Consider the following 17,242-nt stretch of genomic DNA (forward strand, 5'->3'; position numbering starts at 1 on the left):
TCTCATCAAATAACTCAGCGTAGCGCTTATGCCGCAGGACTAATTGTCCAGGTCAGCTTCGCGAATGAGGTGATGTCCTCGCCCGGTTGGAAGTTGATCTGGGCTTCTTTGCGATCAATGGACAGCTGACCGTCCAGAACACCTGGTTCGGCAGGTTTGGCGATGGGGATTTCTCCAAGCGGAATATTGCGGCTCTGTCCAAGTACAAGACGATATGAGTCACTGCCAAAGCCTATCACCACCTGCACCTGCGAGCGCTCGCTCGAATTCGGGAACAACTTCTCGGCACCGGGTGCCTCCACCACACTCACCGAAGAAACCATGAGCGGCTTCGGCGTGAACGACTTCATCTGAATCGCATCAGCCTCCACGTTGCCGGAACTATCCACCGTCACCTTCGCAGCCACCGGAATGTCGTAACTTAGACGCAGCGTGTAGCGCCCATAGAGCTTAAGGCCGTCCGTAACCTCTGCCGTCCCAAACGAAAACTTCGATTCAGCAGCAAATGAAGCATCGGTATACCACCCGTCAAACACATAACCAAACTCTGAAGGCTCTTCCGGCTTCGCTACGCGAGTAATCCCATCCTCGCCCGCCGTCGCAAGCACCGTCATCCACTCAGACGGTTGGGTTGCATCAGGCTTTTGGACGTTGAACGTTACTCGATACGTACCTTTTGGCAGCGCTTCTGATCCTGCGCCATTCCACACAAGCTTGCGGTTGAAACCAAGCCAATAAGTTGCCGCGTCCGAAGCAGAAGCTTTTGGAGGAAGTAGTTTAGCTGAGCTATCGCCCGTATAGTAAGTGACTAGCGGATTCTCCTTATAGGGATCTTCTGATACAAAAAACATTTTCTGCTTAGATGCCGCAGAAGAAAGCGTGGACAAATCGAGCGACCCTGGTAGTGAGGTTAACTCAAAGCAATTCAAAAACATTTGAGTAAACGACGTACCTGACGAAGGCAACGTGAAACCCTCCGGCAAAGCCCTTAGTGAATTACATCCCGCGAACATCAGATCAAAGTTCTTAGCCACAACGGTATCCGGTATCCTGAATCCCGCAGGAAGAGACTCAAGACTTCGGCAATCCTGGAACATACTTTTTACGTCTGTCGCACTCTCAGGAATACTAAAACCCGCCGGCAACGCTCGTAAGGATTCCATTCCGTAGAACAACGCCCCAGCGCTTTCAACACCTTCCGGTAGAATTACTCCAGTTGGTATAGACTTCAATTTCTTGCAGTTGACAAACATCCCTGCACAATTTTTGAGTCCCGATGGAATATCAAAACATGCAGGAAGAGATACCAACGAAGAGCATTCTCCAAATAAGCTTGCTGAATTCTCCAGTGTTTTAGGAAGAGCAAATTCAACCGGCAGTGAAACAAGAGACGAGCACCCGTAAAACATACTAGTGGCGTCGATAAGGCCTTCGGGAAGGAAGAACTCCGCCGATAGTTCCCGAAGCTGCGCACACTTGCTAAACATTTGGGACGTAGACCGACAACCTTCAGGAACAAAGACACCAGTAGCATCTTCCAAATTCGTCATGCCATAAAACCAACCCAGCATGCTTTCAGTCTTAATGGAAGGGGCCATCTCCACGCGTTTTACTTTACCACGAACAGGACCCCAGTATTTTTCCACGAAAGGTGACGCCCAATCGAATTCTTTGATAACCTGGCCCTCCGCGCAAGTGATGGACAATGTGCCGTCACTTGAAAGCGACCATCCAGCAACGTTCGGATCGTTGTTTCCGGGAACATCCACTGTGGGCAGCGCACCGCTGTTGTTGATGTACTTTGCGTACAGTGTTGTTTCAGAGCTCACGACCAGGGGGAACGTTACCTGCGTCTGATAGTCGCTTTGGTTGTACCAGCCAACGAATGACCCGCCCGCACGCGCTGGTGCCGGTGGCTGATTCAGTGATTCTCCTTGCGCAACCATGAGTGTTTGCCAAGAGTAAAAGTCTGCACCATCCGCATTCGGCACCATAAGTTTCACGAGTGCCTGCCCCTCCGCGGCAGGGTCCGTCACCAGCTTTCGCCTTTGCGCGCTCCAGGTGATAAGGTCCTGTTGTTCTTTGGGCGCAGGAAAATACGTGGGTAACGGATTGACAGCAAGGGAACTCCTTAAACCAAACGTACCCACTGAATCAGTATTTGGATTCGCATGTGGCTTATTGAGTTGCTTTTTAGCGGATTCGGAAAGCCTACTCAAAAGCCCCGACGGCAAAACGGTAAGTTTCGAGCAATCAGCAAAAGCCGATGCTATCGAAATAACGCTTTCAGGGATCACAAGATTCTCAGGAAGCGAGCGCAAACTAAAACACATGAAAAACGCCTCGTCCATATTCGTGATGCCCTTATGCAGCCGAAACGCTTCTGGTAAAGAAGTGAGCGAAGAGGCGTCGTAGAAGAGACATCCAATAGTCGTGACACTTTCCGGAAGAACAAAATCAGCGGGAAGGCTTTCAAGCGATCGGCAGCCTTGGAACATACCCCACATATTGCTAATCTTGCAGTTCTCTGGGAAAAACCCACTCGGCAAGTAGCGCAGATTTTCGTCGTTGTAGAAGAGGTGCAACGCACTGACGCAGTTATCAGGGATAAAGAATCCTGTGCGCACATCTTCAAGTTGCGTCATATTCTTAAACCAGCCCTTCACGGAACGGGCACGCACGTTTTCGTGCATGTTAAGTGAGCGCACTTCGTTCGCATAGGGTTCCCAGTATTTATTGCAGTCATCGTTCCACTCAAAATCATTGACGTTGATGCTAGCGCCCTCTTCACACTTGATGTTGAAGGCGCCATCCGTCGTAATGCTCCACCAAGCGCTACCCACGTCATCAACCGGCAATGTACCTTCCGCGGTGCCACGGCCACCGTGCTTCACCCACTTGCCGTAGAGCGTGGTACGTTCAGGCAGAGGCTTGGTGAAGTCGAAGGGGGTAAGGCAGGTTTCGTCCGTGCACCAACCAGTGAACTTATAGCCGTCCGGATGGACAGGCATGCCAGGATCGGCAAGAATCCCTTGCTTGTCCGACCAGGCCGTCGAGCGCGTTTCCCAAGCAAAGGTACCGTCCGGCTGTTCTACCTGCATATTGAAGATAGCCTGCTGCATGCCTTTCCCGTTCATCTCCGCCTCGTCAGTGATAAGCGTACGCCCCTGGCTTTCCCAGTCGTATTCCAGCACCGATCGATTGGAACCTGCATAATACGTTGCTATACGCGGTTCACCTTGCGCCACTGTCCAACCAAACACGTGGTTATTTTTCGCGCCTTCAGGCATCTCGAAATTGTCCGGCAAGCGCGTGAGTGACGGACAAGCATCGAAGACTCCCGCTAATCCTGACGACCCCATACTCAGGGGCAAACTAAACCGCTCTGGCAGCGAAGCAAGTGAGGAGCAATCGTAAAACGTGTATGAGACGTTGTTGATCACGCTCGTTTCAGAGAAGAAAAACGTTGAAGGAAGTGAAACCAATGATGTGCATCCTCGGAACATACTCGCCATGTTCTTCACCTTGTCAGGTATTGCGAACCCTTCTGGCAGCATTGTGAGCGCGTTACAGCCTTCAAACATGCGATGTAAAATGGTTGCACTTTTTGGTATAAAAGCTTCACGAACGTCGACAAGATTTGTCATACCCCTAAACCAGTTGTGTGTATACAAAGCATCAAGACTCGGGCACATGGCAATCTTGCGCACCTGGTCGCGGTAGGGCCACCACATTTTGCCAGTCTGCGTGCCGTCGTCAACATCAGGCATCATCACGGTAACCATGCCCGCACCGCGAAGATACAGTGTTCCGTCGGAAATCGACCAAAAAGCAGCCCCCGTACCAGCTTCAGTGACCATACTGCCCGATAAAGACCCTGGTGCCATCACACCATAAAGTGTCACATCCTTCGCAAATGGTTGCGAGAAGTCCGCGCGTCGCGTACACTCCTCGTCGGCATACCACAACGTGAAAACGTAATCGGAGCGTGACGGAGCGATGGATGGCTCCGCTAACATACCAGCAGCATCGGTGTGCGTTTCGTACCATATCTTGCCAGCACCAGGTTCACCTTTTGTCTTTATGTTAAACGTAACCGTCTTTGAATCTGGAAACGGTTTATTCGAATCTTCGAACGCACGATTTGCCTGATCCCATACATAACCAATAACATCCTCGTCCGTACCTTTGTAGCACATCGGAAGAGTTGTACCCTCCACTCGGAAAATAGATGCGTTTGTTTTAGCTGCTGCAGGTAGGGCGAATTCGTCAGGTAACTTGAGAAGTGACGTACAACCTGCAAACATTTCATTAAGGCTACCAACGCTATCTGGAACAGTAAAACCATCGGGTAACGAAATCAAAGAAGTACAGTTAGCAAATAGCGCCGGTGCACTCTTTACCGTATCAGGTAGTTTAAAGTCCCGAGGAAGGGTAACTAAAGAGGAGCAGTCGCGGAACATATAATTACAACTCGTCGCAGAGGGTATCGAAAACCCTTTGGGCAATTTCGTCAGGCTTACGCAGCCTCCAAACATATCATTAAGGTTCGTTGCATTTCGAAGACCTCCAAAGCTTTCAGGCAGATCATATAAATTTGAGCATCCGTAAAAAAGGCAATTGGCATCCGTAACGTTGTCCAGATTTGAAGACACAAAACTTTCCGGAACTGCTGTCAAGGATGTCCATTCGCGGAAAAAACCCTCTATGTTCTTCACAGTTTCAGGTACGCGAAAGCTTTCAGGCAAATCTGTCAGGTTTGGATTGAAGCCGAAAAGGTAGCCGATGCTTTCCACCTTGCTAGGTAGTTCAAATGTTTCCGGGATAGTAGTCAACGACTTACATACATTGAACGTCGCCTGAAGGTTCGTTGCACTTTCCGGTATGCAGAAATTCTCAGGAATCGAAATCAATCCGGTTGCTGCAAAGGTATTTGCTAACGACTCAACATTATCTGGTAACTTTGCTTTAGAAATGTCAGAAAGGTTGATCATATCCCGAAACCAGTAATCCATGTTTTTCGCCCCAGCCAAAAGGGTTGTGTCTACGCTTTTTACAAAGTCGCGCAATGGCCCCCAATGCTGTGTTCTCATTTCCTGACCAGAGTATTCCCATTTAAAGTTTGCTACCGATTCCGTGCTCGTAATCGTAAGTACACCATTCTCGTCGAGCGACCAACCTGCAATACTCTCGCTTGTATTTGATGCGTTATTTTCGGTAGGAAGTGCACCATGAGGAGCCACAATAGATACATTCACATCCGAGCGCGCCAGTTCGACATTCGTCGAACTACCCGTAAACATCAGTTTTGCTTGCGCAACGTACGATCCATTTGTTACCTGAGGTAACACTTTAAACGTACATGCACCAGCCTCGTTCACACCTGTGGACTCAATTGTGGCAATAGTATTGTCTACGTTCTCCCATCGAATCTCAATTGGAAACTCAGAAGTAGCTGGAATTGATGGCACTACCGTCATCTCAACCGCTTGATTATCTGGCACCGAGAATGCGCTCGGAGCGCCAGTAGAGAATACAACGCAAGAAGCACCCGTTGATTGCCACTTTTCGGCAACAGCTTGTGGACAGTAAACCACACATTCCGGATCTCGATTATTCAATGCACCTGTTGAGAAGGTTGGCAGATTGCTTGAAAGACACAGAACTTCTTTCAGGGATTTACAGGCGAGCGCATCGCCTTCCACCGCTTTCACAGAAGCTGGCAAGACGATGGAAGTGAGACCTGCACCCTTAAACGCCCCATAGGAAAGATAGGTAACCTTTTCTGGCAATTCTATTTTTGTAAGCTTGCCGCAGTTCTGAAACGCCTGCGATTTGATGGTGTCTAATTTCGCGGGCAGATTTATCGAAGTAAGCCCTGAGCAGGTATCTGCCATTCCTGAACCTATGCGCGTTACGGTTAAAGGAACATCAAAATGCCCCTTGAAGCCACCCGGAATAGCAATGAGCGTTGTCATATCTTTGTTGTAGAGGGCTCCGCTTTCATCTGAAGAAAACGCGGTGCTTTGAGGATCGACCACGAAGGCCTGAACGCGAGGATTACCTGTAAATGGATTACTATCAATTGAAGTCACCGATGCGGGAATACGTATGGTACCGGTGAGGTTGCACCAAGACAATGCTCCGGCACCAATAGTATTCAGCGTTTCGGGAAGTATTACGGAATTCAAAGTGAGATTATTGCTAAGATCGAGGAAACCCTTTTTCGGTATTTCGGTCACAGTATATGTCTCGCCCGTTTCATCGGTCACCAGGGAAGGGATAACAAGATCCCCCGATGGCCTTTTCGCCACGTCAGCGCTCATCGACACTGAAACTGTTTTAGCAACCTCATCCAGCACTGTGAATTTAAGTGTTTGACCAGATGAAACTTCTCTTTCGAACCAACGATTATCGGCAAGCAAAGCAACATGACTTATTTGCTGAATGCCGACAGGAGTGAAGAGAGAATCTTCGCCGCTAAAAGTGTTCTGAGATGATGGCTCAACCGCCAACCTGGTGGCAGCGGCGACTTCCACGGTGCGGGCGGCGCGAGCGAGTTCTTGGTTGTTGAGGGTGAGGGTTGCGGTTACTTCGGAGGTGCCGGGAGCCTTGGCGGTTACGGTGCCGTCGGGGGCTACTGAGATTGGTTTGGCGGCGTAGGAGTAGGAGACTTCGCAGGGTTCGGGGACTTCGTGGTGGGCACCTTCGAAGAGGTTGGCGGACTGGTCTACCTCCAGGTAGAGGGGCTCTTCGGGGAGAGTGAGGCCGTAGGGCATGAGGTGGTTGTTGTTGGCTATGAGGCCCAGGTTCCAAGGGTAAGAGCCAGCTTCGTTGTAGGGGCAGTAGATGGAGAGGTTGGCGCAGCCGGCGAGAGTGTCATCGGCTACCTCGGGGGTGTTGAGGGCGACGATGCGAGTGAGCGCTTCGCAGGAAGCGAAGGCACGGAAGCCGATTGATTGCACACTGGCAGGGAGCCAAACATTCGAGAGCTCCGTGGCTTCGAAGGCGCGCTCATTGATGACTTGCAGGGAGTCGGGAAGACTTACGGTCGTAAGGTTGGCACAACCGGCAAAGGCGGCTTCACCGATGGAGGTTATACTTGCAGGGAGCTTCACGTTGGTTAGTGAGCCGCGGTTGGCAAAGGCGTTTGCGGCAACAGTGCTCACGCGGTAGGACACGCCGTTAATCTCGGCGGATGCGGGAATCTCCACTTCATCAGCGGGATCTTCCCCACCTTCCCAAGCTACCGAAAGCGTGTAGTCATCAAGCAGGGTGTACACGAGGCCGCTTACGTCTTCGACGTCGGCTTCGGGGCGAGTTGTTGCTCCGGGTGCGGCAGGTTCGGCGAAGTGTTCGAAGCCCGCTTGCTCCCAGACGGCCTTACTCTCCCCCGCTGGCAGCGCCACAACAGCCGCGGCTTTGACCTCTTCGGCAAACACCGTTGCGTTAATCTCGCTCACGTTCCCGAGTGCGGTGATCGAAGTCAGGTCTTTGCAGCCGGCGAGGGCATACTCGCCGATAGTTTCAGTCTCAGCAGGCAGCACGACGGCGTTCCCGATAGCCGGCGGGCAGGAAACTAAAGTCTTCAAGTCCTTCGTGAACAGCATCCCATTGAGTGTGGTAAATGCGGCGCTGCCATCCCCGGCAGTGAGTGAGGAGCCCATAAGACGACATCGGGACAATGCCAGGGCGGGAATGAATTGAGTTGAACCGGGGATGTTGGCAGCACCCTCCATGCCCTCGGGAATGAGCAGGAGACGCGAATAATCTTTGGTGAAGAGCATGCCATCGTGCGAGGTGAACGCCTCGTTCTTGGCGCTCACGGTGATTGATTTGAGGGAAGCGCATCCAGCAACTGCGTCAGGATCAACCTCGCGCAGGGCTGCAGGAAGCGACACGGAAGTGAGTTCCGGACACTTCGCGAAGGCGTCCTTCCCAATGGCGGTAACCTCGTAGGTGTTGATGCCACTAGTGACGAATGCCGGAACCAGCAGGTCGCCCTTCGGCGGCGTTGCAGCCGACCCAATGAGTTTAGCCGTGTTGGTTGCCGTGTCGATTTCGAAAACAAGACCATCGCTCACGATGGAAACAATGGACTCAGATGAGTCTTCGGGCAGAGGAACAGTACCTGCTACCTGGTTGGATGTGCTCGTAGAGCCCGCGTCCTGCGCAGGCGTGTTTTCATTTTGAACGTTGTTGGAAGGTTGGTCGAGTGGGACCTGTTGGGAGAACTGAGCAGTATCACCGCTCGCGTTCGTCGAGGATTCAGTAGCACCCTCCGCGCCAGTGGCGTCAGAGGTTTTCGGGGCTATAGGCTCAGAAAGCCCCCCCCCCCCGGAGATTTTCAGATTCTGCAGAACCCGCGAAAGCAGGCAGCGTACCGGTCGTCAGGGCAAGCGCAAGCACCGATGCACACGCAACCCTGCCGAGCCGCAAAGCTCGACGATTCTTCATTTCCCTTGTCCCTTTACTCCAAAAGCCAGTGCATTTCCCGATGCACATACCCCACAAATGCGGGATATGTTCGGCATAGTAGCACGCGCCAAGGGAATGTGAAGGGCGCCCTCGCTCCCCCATCACGAGAAGGAGTCAGGGCGCCCAAGGCGATAACCGCAGGTAGAACATATTCCGCACATGCTTTGCAAAATACTTCTCAGCAAACCTACAAATTCACAGTTTCTTCATAAGAAGCCAACAACCCCGCGTCCCAGGAACACGCGAGGTTGCAATCATCTTCGAATCAGTTATTACATAATCACAGCCATTTACCCTAAAGGCCGATGAGAGCCCTGTCCACAGCGTTACGCAGAAAGTCTGAGCGCGACTCGCCCTTCTGCTTCACTGCACGCTCGATAGCTGAAAGACGTGACTTCGGAAGCCGAAAAGATACGGTTTCCATGTCGTCGTCAGCGTACAACTTCGGGCGCCCCACGTGCGTCTCGGTCGTCAGTACCACACCAGGCAGTTCGTCTTTTTCGGCCGCCTCAGCAATAGCGTCCATCCATTCGTCGGTAACCACCGTTCCGTCTTTTTTCGTATAAGCCATGGCGAACCTCCCTACAGCATATCCAGTTCAGCGAGAAGCTTTTTAGTTGGTGGCGTAAGCGCATGGAAGATCACTGTGTCGCCACGATCGTCGAACGCTATCATTTCAAGCGGCTTCCCGCTTGATGAAACACCCACGGCCACCAAATATGGCTTATCGCCATCCAATCTGAACTGCGTCTTTAAGCGCCATTCCCACGCGCTCACCACCTCAGCTTTGGTCAGATCCGGGTGCCTCTCGGTAACACGATCCAGAACAATGACCATGCGCGGTGCGCCTCCTTTCGCAATTTTGCAATACGAAGATAATACAAAATAGAAGGCGCGTCAAATGAGCTGATAAGCTAGCTATTCACGCGCGCCTCAAGTTCCTTGCTGGACGCGTTAAAAAGCCCCTCCCACCTTCAAGACTAACTAGCGGGAGGGGCTTGCTTTAGTTCACTATTTCGAAGGTAAAGGCTACGTCGGCTAGGCCGGGAGAAAAACCATCTCTATAGAAGATGATAAAGCATCCCGCACATAGCCAACGCTTGAAGCCACATAGCGCTCTTCAACCTCAACACAAGACACCGAAGGCCGCACCATATAGGCGCGGCCCTTTCATGGCCATTAGCTTAAAGGCGCTGGTGGCACCTTGGGCACAACAGGCTTCTTTGCAGCGGAGCCTGCGCCGGTCACCACAACCACGTCGCTGCCAGTACCGCCCGGCATACGCGACACGCCCTCCCCCGCTGAAGCTGGTACCGCCGGCTCCTTCGGCACGCTCGGAACCTTTGGCGTCCCGGGCGCTTCCGGGGCTCCCGGAGCCACAGGTGTCCCTGGAGCTGCCGGCGCACCTGGCGCCCCGGGAACCCCTGCCGCCGCGGTGCCCTTCTCGTCAAGATCGACTGATGGTGGCCTAAAGCACATGATGTATCCTTTCTCTCTGCGTTCCACGCAAGGGCTCAGCCCCGCGCGGCCAATCGAAAAGCCGCTGTCTTAACGGCGAACACCAACACGGCGATAGCCATCAGGACGAACGACGGTACTAAAATGAGGTCGGCACCATAGCCCACACCAAACAACGCAACGAGCCATGATCCAACGACCGGGTTAAAGAAGTTGCCAAACCCTTGGAGTGCTCCGGCGATAGCGATAACCGAGGCTTGCGACACCGGCCGACAAAGCTCCGTTATCCGCATAACGTACGCGGGCCACACAATTCCCACTCCCGCGCCCGCCACCACCATACCCATGTACACCCATACCTCCGACGCGCCCAGAACAACGCAAAGGAAGCCCACACCCATAACAAGCCACGAGCACGGTATGACGTAATAGCCGAGGCGCTTCTTGAGCCAGCCGTAGAAGAATGCTCCACCTGCCGCGCCAATCATCTGCAGCGACAGTGCATTGCCCGATACCGCAGCAGTGCCAATGCCACCTTGCTCCACAAACAACGACAGGTTGGACGTGACCAGCGTGGCAAAGAGATTGCCCACGAAGTACACGGCCACCTCTACCCACACAATACCCCTTACACTACCAAGCATCTCCGCAGCAGATGGCTTACCACCATCGCCACCCTTCACCATAGGTATCTTGGGCAACAGGAGCAGCACGAGTACAAGTGACACCAACCCCACACCGTACCCGAGAAAGCTGAGATGCCAGTCGGTCACCGCGAATTGCCCGCCGATGAAAATCATCACCGTACAGCCAAGCGCGCCTACCGTCATGTTCCATCCCATCATGTTCTCGCGCATCTGACCCTGATAGAGACGCGGAATGATGGAATCGCACGCTGGCAACGTGAGTCCTGCCCCCACACCCAAAACAACGCGACACATCAAAATCGCCGGGAATGAGGTTAAAAGCGCCGGCGCCATGCCGCCCAGTACGAACAGGCACAACCCCACAATCACAAGCGTACGAGGATTGATGCGACTCGCCAGCCAACCATACAACAGTGCTACGAGGCAGCAGGTTAAACTCGGAAGCGTAACGAGCAGCTGCACTGTCGAGGTTGCGATATCCGGGTAGGTCTCACAAATGGATGCGATGGCCGGCGATATGCACGCTGAGGCGGAATCTTGCAGCCCAATGGCCAATACCGGAATAGCGAGCACCACCGGGTTCATTTCGGCATAGTTCTTCTTCACGGTTCACCCCCTCTGTGAAACGTCGCGCCAACGATAGCGCGAAAGACCCTTCCTACGCGAACCCCTCAGCCTTCGGCGGGGGGCTTACGAACGGCCGGGGGAAGGGACCGACGCCGCGTAACCCTTCCCCTCGGCATCTGACGTCCCTTCCACCATCTGCGGTTTATCAGCGATCGGCCACGTCGGGACGTACAGGAAGCACCTTGCGCCGCATGTAGACAGACCCAAGAATGGCAAACACGAGCGACGCTATAGCGAAGCCCACCACCATGGGCACGCAGGCACCCCAGTCGCCGCCCGCAGCATCCACAAACATGCTAGGCAACGTAGTGGAGAGCGCACCGCCCAGGTTTGCACCGATCATGAGTACACCAATAGCCATGGACAACACCTGCGGGCGCTTGATAGCGTCGGGCACGAGCGCGAAGCCCACCGGCATGTTGAACTGAGTGACTGCGGTGTAGAAGATGATGAACGGGGCCACAATGGCAGCGGTCATGCTGAACTGGAACGAGAAGCACACGATGCTGATGACAGCCACCACACACAGCAAGATGCCGCGATTTCGCACCTTCGTGCGGTTGATGACCCAGCCAACAGCCACGCTACCCACGATGCCACCAAGCGTGCCGAGCGACACAATATTGTTAGCGGTTGCCGGGTCAAGACCAAGGCCTGTCTGCAGGTAGGTCGGATAAAGCCCGGTCAAGCACCCGCAGCCTACGGCCACACAGCAAAGCGACGCGGAGAATAACCACACAGCGGGTTCCTTCAAGCCGTCGAGCACAGACACCTTCTCCTGCGGGACCTGAGTGCTCTGTGCATTCGCTCCCTCAGACACGTCTTCACCCACCGTATCGAGTCCCACACGACGCGGATCTTTGACGAACGCAATGAAAGCCACAAGCAGCACTGCTTGAATGACGGCGATAGCCACCCATTCGCCGCGCCAGCCAAACGAGGGAACAAGCAGGTTCGCCAATTGCGCCACGATGAGCTGCGCCACGCTCACCCAGATGACCCAGATTCCGTTGGGGAGGCCGCGCTTTTCGGTAGTGAAGTATGCTGACACAATAGCCACGCTCACCATGGACATACAGCCGTACGAGATACCCTCAAGGAAGCGAGTACCCAAAAGCACCCAAAAGTTTGGAGCGATCGCACCGATCACGTTCTCGATGATGCCCGAAGCAACCACGATAATGCCAAACGTCTTAGGCCCGAGCTTCTGCATAACAGCGCCCGCCGGAATGGCCGTAAAGATACAAGTGAAGCCCACAACGGACATGAGTAGGCCCGCCTCAGTGATGGACACACCGAACTCCCCCATAATGTTCGGCATGTTTACCGGCACCTTGAACATACCCATTGCAATAGTGATACCCGTCAGAAACACTACGGCGAACTGCAGCCAGCTTGTGGCGCTGTTCAGCTTAATGGTAGGCTGAGTCATGATGCTTCCTTTCTATGCCTCTTGCGCTTTATCCAGCGGGAAGTCGCCGACGTTCAGGCTTTCCGCCACATCAATGGTCCGCTCCAAACTCTTGAAACCATCAGCCTCGATGACAAGGCGATATGCTCCCGGCTGCAAATGCCAGAACCAGAAGTCGCCAAAGCCGTCCGTTACAGTAGTGCATTCGTTGCCCGTCGCATCAACGAGTGCGACCCGCGCGCCTTCGATGATCAGATCCGCGGCGGGGTCCCACACCTCGCCCGACACAAACAGGCCGAACGGGTTGAGGTAACAGACGCGCGGCGCAGTGCCTTCCACGTCAAACGCATCAGTTGCGCAGGCCAACTCCTCCGCGAACTCTTCTTCCTCACCGAAGCGCAGAGCACCCGTCGCGCAAGCCTCTACACAGTGAGGCAACTCGCCTTGATCAACACGGTGTGCGCAGCCCGTGCACTTCTGGGGCAACTGAAGTTCTTCGTTCCAGTAAATGGCACCATAGGGACAGGCATCCACGAGCTCACGCTTGCCCTGCGCCTTCTCGGGATCTACGATGATCAAGCCGTCGTCGCGCCGATAGACCGCTTCGGGCGCCGCAGCTATACACGGTGCGTCGGCACAGTGGCGACAGAGGGTCGGACGGTACTCCACGCGCACCTTCGGCACCTGGCCGTGCACCTTCTCCTCCATCTTCAACCAGAAATGGCCAGTGTTGGGCTGGGGCTTGGCGTAGGGCGCCCAGTCGTTTTCCACGTTCTCGTCTTTGCAGGCAAGCTGACAGCCGTAGCAGCCATTACATTTGCCCAGATCAATGACCCATGTTTTCATGCTAGGCCTCCTGAATCCAGTTCATGATCTCAACGCCCTCGTCCGCGTCGTAGGCGCGCCCGAACGCCTCGGGGTACTGCTGAGCCAGTTCAAACACGTCCACCTTTTCGATGTTCACAAGGAATCCGCTCGTCACCTCACCGGGCGCGTTCTGTGACGTCGTCTTATTCGGGGCGATGAGGTTGTTCGCACCGCCGCGGTCGGACACTCCAGGCTCAATGGGATCGACGCGCGCACCGTGATCCTGATATACAACGCTCGGACGGATGCGCTCAGTGAGCACTGCACCACCAAGCACCCAACCGCGGTCGTTGTACAACCGCACTACGTCGCCGTCCTCAATACCGCGCTCAGCCGCGTCCTGCGGGTTGATCCATACTGGCTCGTACTTATAACCGTCGGGACCCGTTACCTTGCAGGTGGGAATCTCGCGCAGCCAGGGGATGTCGTCCATGTTGGCATGGATGCGCCAACGCGGATGGTTGGACACAATGAGGAACGGGTACTCCTCCGAGCGCGGGTGCAGCAGGCTCTCCTGATGGCGGCGGCCATAGGGGATGAAGTGCGGTACAGGCGGACGCTCGTCGTCATCGGGGAAGTGTTCGGCCAACGCCGTGGCGTAAAATTCCACCTTACCCGTGGGCGTAGACAGCGGGTGCCCCTCGGGATCCTTATAGAATAGTTCGAAGCCACGGGGCAGTTCCTCCCAGTCGTCTCGTGTGGGAGCAGCCAGGTAACCCTTCTCTTTGAACTCGTCGAACGACAGATCGAGTGGCTTCTCGGCGCTCTCAAAGCCCAACTGAATCCACTCTTCAAGCGAGCGACCTTCCACATACTCGTCGTACACACCCAGCTTCTTGGCCACCTCACCTACGGCTTCCCAATCGCTCTTGGATTCGCCGAGCGGTTTCACGGCCTGCTCTTCTAAATAGATGAGACCAAACGGGGCGGCACCGTTGTCTTGACCAATGTCACGTTCCTCGTATTTGGTATTGATAGGCAAAAGAATATCGGCGAACAGACAGTCATTTTCAAACCAGGGCTGCTGAGCTACCACGCATTCTATTTTCTCACTGCGCAGCGCCTCAATCATGCGGTTGCCACCGTTCCAGCACGTGGTCCAACACGGCGTGTCGGTCCAGATCATATGGATGCCCTGCGCACCGGGAATAGGATACTGGTATGTTTTGTACTGATCTTCGCGTGGCCAGCCTGCCACCGTATAGCCCTGCCACGTGAGCGGGTGCTCATAGGTGTAATCGCCCAAAATGGCCTCAGGCACAAGTGTCTTCGTGATGAACGACTTCGTTTGTACGAAGTCCCAACCGCGGTAAGCAGCACCCACCGTCATATTGCTGGAGTAACAGGGAGCGGGCTGCTGCGAGGGCAAGCCATACATGTACCATTCGATGAATTTCACCACGTTACGGCCCGGTTTTCCGAGGCCCTGCATGGTCATAAGAGCCACCTCGAAGCGAGCGGGTTCGTGCGAGTAGCAGGAGCGGATGAACGAGCCACCGTTGCCGTGCGCCATAGAGGTAGGACGCTTAGCCCATTCATGTGCAAGCGCCTTAATCTGTCGTGACGGCACGCCGCAGATAGGTGCCGCCCATTCGGGAGTCTTGGGCTGACCGTCTTCCTTTCCCGAAATGTAGTACTCGAACCAGTCGAAGCCCACAGCGTGAGAAGCGAGGTATTCCTTGTCATAGGTACCTTCAGTCATCCATACGTAGGCGACAGCTGCCATGAGCGCGGCATCGGTGTTGGGCAGGACCGGGATCCACTTGTCGGCGTGCACAGCCGCGCCGTAGTTGAGGTCGGGGCAGATGTAAACCTGCTTGACACCGATCTCGGTAAGCCAGAAGCAATACTGGCTGGGAATCTGACCCTGCCAGCCCCATGTGGTGGTTTCCATGTCACAGCCGCAGAACACGAGCATGTCGGTGTTCTCGGCGATATCGAGTAGCAGGTTGCCCATGTCGAACTGGCCAAGCGGGTCCTGTCCCCACATGTGTTTAGCGCCCCAATACCAGCCTTCCCAGCTGTCGGGCTGGCGCGCCTGGTACGTCCAGTCGTCGCCGAGCACGTTCATCAGGCGCGTGGCGCAGCCATGCGAGGCATGCACGACCTTAGTCTCGCCATGACCGTCACCTTGAATAAACACCGACGGAAGCCCATAGGTGTCCTTGACCCGAGTGATCTCATCGGCGATAAGCGTGGCAGCCTCGTCCCAAGAAATGCGAACGAACTTACTCTTGCCGCGATTTTCAGGATGGCGCTCACCCCTCGGATCCCAGTCGATGCGCTTGTACGGGTACAGGATGCGGTTCTTGGAATAGATGCGTTTCTTATACGCGTAGGCGTACGGTGGCAGCAGTGCCTTCATGCTGGAATGGAATTCACTGCCGCGCGCCTTGATTGTCCACGGCTTCAGGTAGTCGGCCGAATACTCCTTGTCGTAGCGCATGGGCCTCACGCGCACGATACGGTCGTCGGCTACGTCGACCTCGGCCACGTTCGCGCCGATGCCAAATGAATTCATGCCGGTGGATTTGTACACGGTTCTTTCTTCTGACATGCGTTCTACCTCCTCCTTCTCTTCCCTGCGCGTACTTATTCCGCCACGGCGAGCGGTGGTTGGCCAGCGGGCAAGCCCCTCTGCTTCGCGGAGCGGATCTGCCCAGTAGCCTCTCTGTCGCGCGTTTCCCCCGGTGCGATACCCTGTACGGGGCTCGCCCCCTTCACCGCTCATGCTAGGCCGCGAAGGTGCCGTTGAACAGCGAGTTTTCTTCAACATTCGTATTCCATATTGGAATATCAAAGCGTATGATGCAGGTGGGAAGGCTACAACGCCGAAAGGGGAAGCGTATGAGAGTAGAGCATATGAGGGAATTCGTGGCAGTAGCCAACGCGGCAAGCTTCACGGTAGCTGCCGAAAAGATGTTTGTGGCGCAACCGGTACTGAGTAAGCACGTTCACGGCATCGAAGAGACACTAGGAGCGCAACTCATTAACCGCTCACCCAAGAAGCTTACACTCACACCGCTTGGCGAGAAGGCTTACGACGCGTTCGAGGACATCGTGGAACGCTACGACGACCTCCTTTTACAAATGCGGCGGGACGACAATCGGGTGTCGGGCAAAATGCGTATGGGTATCCTCAGCACAGGTGTGGGCACGTATGTTATGCCTCTTGTCACCGCATTCAATCGACGCTTTCCCAACGTCAGTTTCACGTTCATGACCGAAAAGCCGCAACATATCGTGCAGAGTCTCATGGAGAACAAATTGGATGTAGGTTTCGTTGCCAAAGGCGACTTCAACGACATGGGCCTTCTGTCCTACCGGCTCATCGGCCACGACCTCCTCAAGGTGGCGCTGCCCGCCGATCATCCGGCGGTCGCGCGCGGAATCGTGACACCGGAGGACCTAGCGGGCAACACACTAGTCTGCCTGAAGATTAAAGAAACGACGAACGCGCTGAACAACCTTTTGTTCGCCGCGGGGTTCAAGCCAAGAAAAATTCACCGGGTAGACGAACTTGAGGTGGCCGCCGCAAACGTCACAGCCAAAAACGGCTACTTTGTGTTGCCCGATTTCATGGGCGATACCTTTTCGACGTTCGGCGACATCAAAGTGGTCGATCTGGCAGAGCCGGTGCTGCTGCCCATCTACTTCGCGTACAAGACCGCGAACGAGAACCCCTTAATCCCTTTGTTTCTCGACAGCATAGAGGCAGCAACTGAGTAGCGGAGGGGCAGATGCGCATAGCGGA

At 54.5% G+C, this 17,242-nt stretch carries 9 protein-coding genes; 1 reads left to right on the plus strand and 8 read right to left on the minus strand.

What is annotated here, in order from left to right:
• Window positions 1-26: 26 nt before the first annotated feature.
• The 8 genes from QNJ86_RS12080 to QNJ86_RS12115 form a co-directional block, all read right to left on the minus strand.
• Window positions 27-8,084, minus strand: a complete 8,058-nt coding sequence (locus QNJ86_RS12080; RefSeq protein ID WP_283832890.1) for a leucine-rich repeat protein — start codon at window positions 8,082-8,084, stop codon at window positions 27-29.
• A gap of 689 nt (window positions 8,085-8,773) precedes the next feature.
• Window positions 8,774-9,049 (minus strand): ribbon-helix-helix domain-containing protein, encoded by a 276-nt coding sequence (locus tag QNJ86_RS12085; RefSeq protein WP_283832891.1) that lies wholly within the window; start codon window positions 9,047-9,049, stop codon window positions 8,774-8,776.
• A gap of 11 nt (window positions 9,050-9,060) precedes the next feature.
• Window positions 9,061-9,315 (minus strand): hypothetical protein, encoded by a 255-nt coding sequence (locus QNJ86_RS12090; RefSeq protein ID WP_283832892.1) that lies wholly within the window; start codon window positions 9,313-9,315, stop codon window positions 9,061-9,063.
• A 342-nt stretch (window positions 9,316-9,657) separates the two neighbouring features.
• Complete coding sequence (locus tag QNJ86_RS12095) at window positions 9,658-9,810, minus strand: hypothetical protein (RefSeq protein ID WP_283832893.1); 153 nt, start codon at window positions 9,808-9,810, stop codon at window positions 9,658-9,660.
• Window positions 9,811-9,992: 182 nt separating this feature from the next.
• Window positions 9,993-11,189, minus strand: a complete 1,197-nt coding sequence (locus tag QNJ86_RS12100; protein ID WP_283832894.1) for an MFS transporter — start codon at window positions 11,187-11,189, stop codon at window positions 9,993-9,995.
• 166 nt (window positions 11,190-11,355) lie between these two features.
• Window positions 11,356-12,642: an MFS transporter gene (locus tag QNJ86_RS12105; protein WP_283832895.1), complete on the minus strand. Its 1,287-nt coding sequence runs from the start codon at window positions 12,640-12,642 to the stop codon at window positions 11,356-11,358.
• A gap of 12 nt (window positions 12,643-12,654) precedes the next feature.
• Entirely contained in the window at window positions 12,655-13,467 is an 813-nt protein-coding gene (locus QNJ86_RS12110) for a 4Fe-4S dicluster domain-containing protein (protein WP_283832896.1), read from the minus strand.
• Window position 13,468: 1 nt separating this feature from the next.
• Window positions 13,469-16,045, minus strand: coding sequence for a molybdopterin-dependent oxidoreductase (locus tag QNJ86_RS12115; protein WP_283832897.1), 2,577 nt, complete (start codon window positions 16,043-16,045; stop codon window positions 13,469-13,471).
• 290 nt (window positions 16,046-16,335) lie between these two features.
• Between QNJ86_RS12115 and QNJ86_RS12120 the strand changes: the two genes are divergently transcribed.
• Window positions 16,336-17,217: a LysR family transcriptional regulator gene (locus tag QNJ86_RS12120; protein ID WP_283832898.1), complete on the plus strand. Its 882-nt coding sequence runs from the start codon at window positions 16,336-16,338 to the stop codon at window positions 17,215-17,217.
• The last annotated feature ends 25 nt before the right edge of the window (window positions 17,218-17,242 follow it).

Origin of the sequence: Gordonibacter faecis, assembly GCF_030077735.1 — a bacterium.
GTDB classification, from domain to species: Bacteria; Actinomycetota; Coriobacteriia; order Coriobacteriales; family Eggerthellaceae; genus Gordonibacter; species Gordonibacter faecis.

Excerpts from the sequence above, each read along its gene's own strand:
- QNJ86_RS12110 (WP_283832896.1), bottom strand. The coding sequence starts at position 13,467 with ATGAAAACATGGGTCATTGATCTGGGCAAATGTAATGGCTGCTACGGC.
- QNJ86_RS12105 (WP_283832895.1), bottom strand. The coding sequence starts at position 12,642 with ATGACTCAGCCTACCATTAAGCTGAACAGCGCCACAAGCTGGCTGCAG.
- QNJ86_RS12115 (WP_283832897.1), bottom strand. The coding sequence starts at position 16,045 with ATGTCAGAAGAAAGAACCGTGTACAAATCCACCGGCATGAATTCATTT.
- QNJ86_RS12090 (WP_283832892.1), bottom strand. The coding sequence starts at position 9,315 with ATGGTCATTGTTCTGGATCGTGTTACCGAGAGGCACCCGGATCTGACC.
- QNJ86_RS12120 (WP_283832898.1), top strand. The coding sequence starts at position 16,336 with ATGAGAGTAGAGCATATGAGGGAATTCGTGGCAGTAGCCAACGCGGCA.
- QNJ86_RS12085 (WP_283832891.1), bottom strand. The coding sequence starts at position 9,049 with ATGGCTTATACGAAAAAAGACGGAACGGTGGTTACCGACGAATGGATG.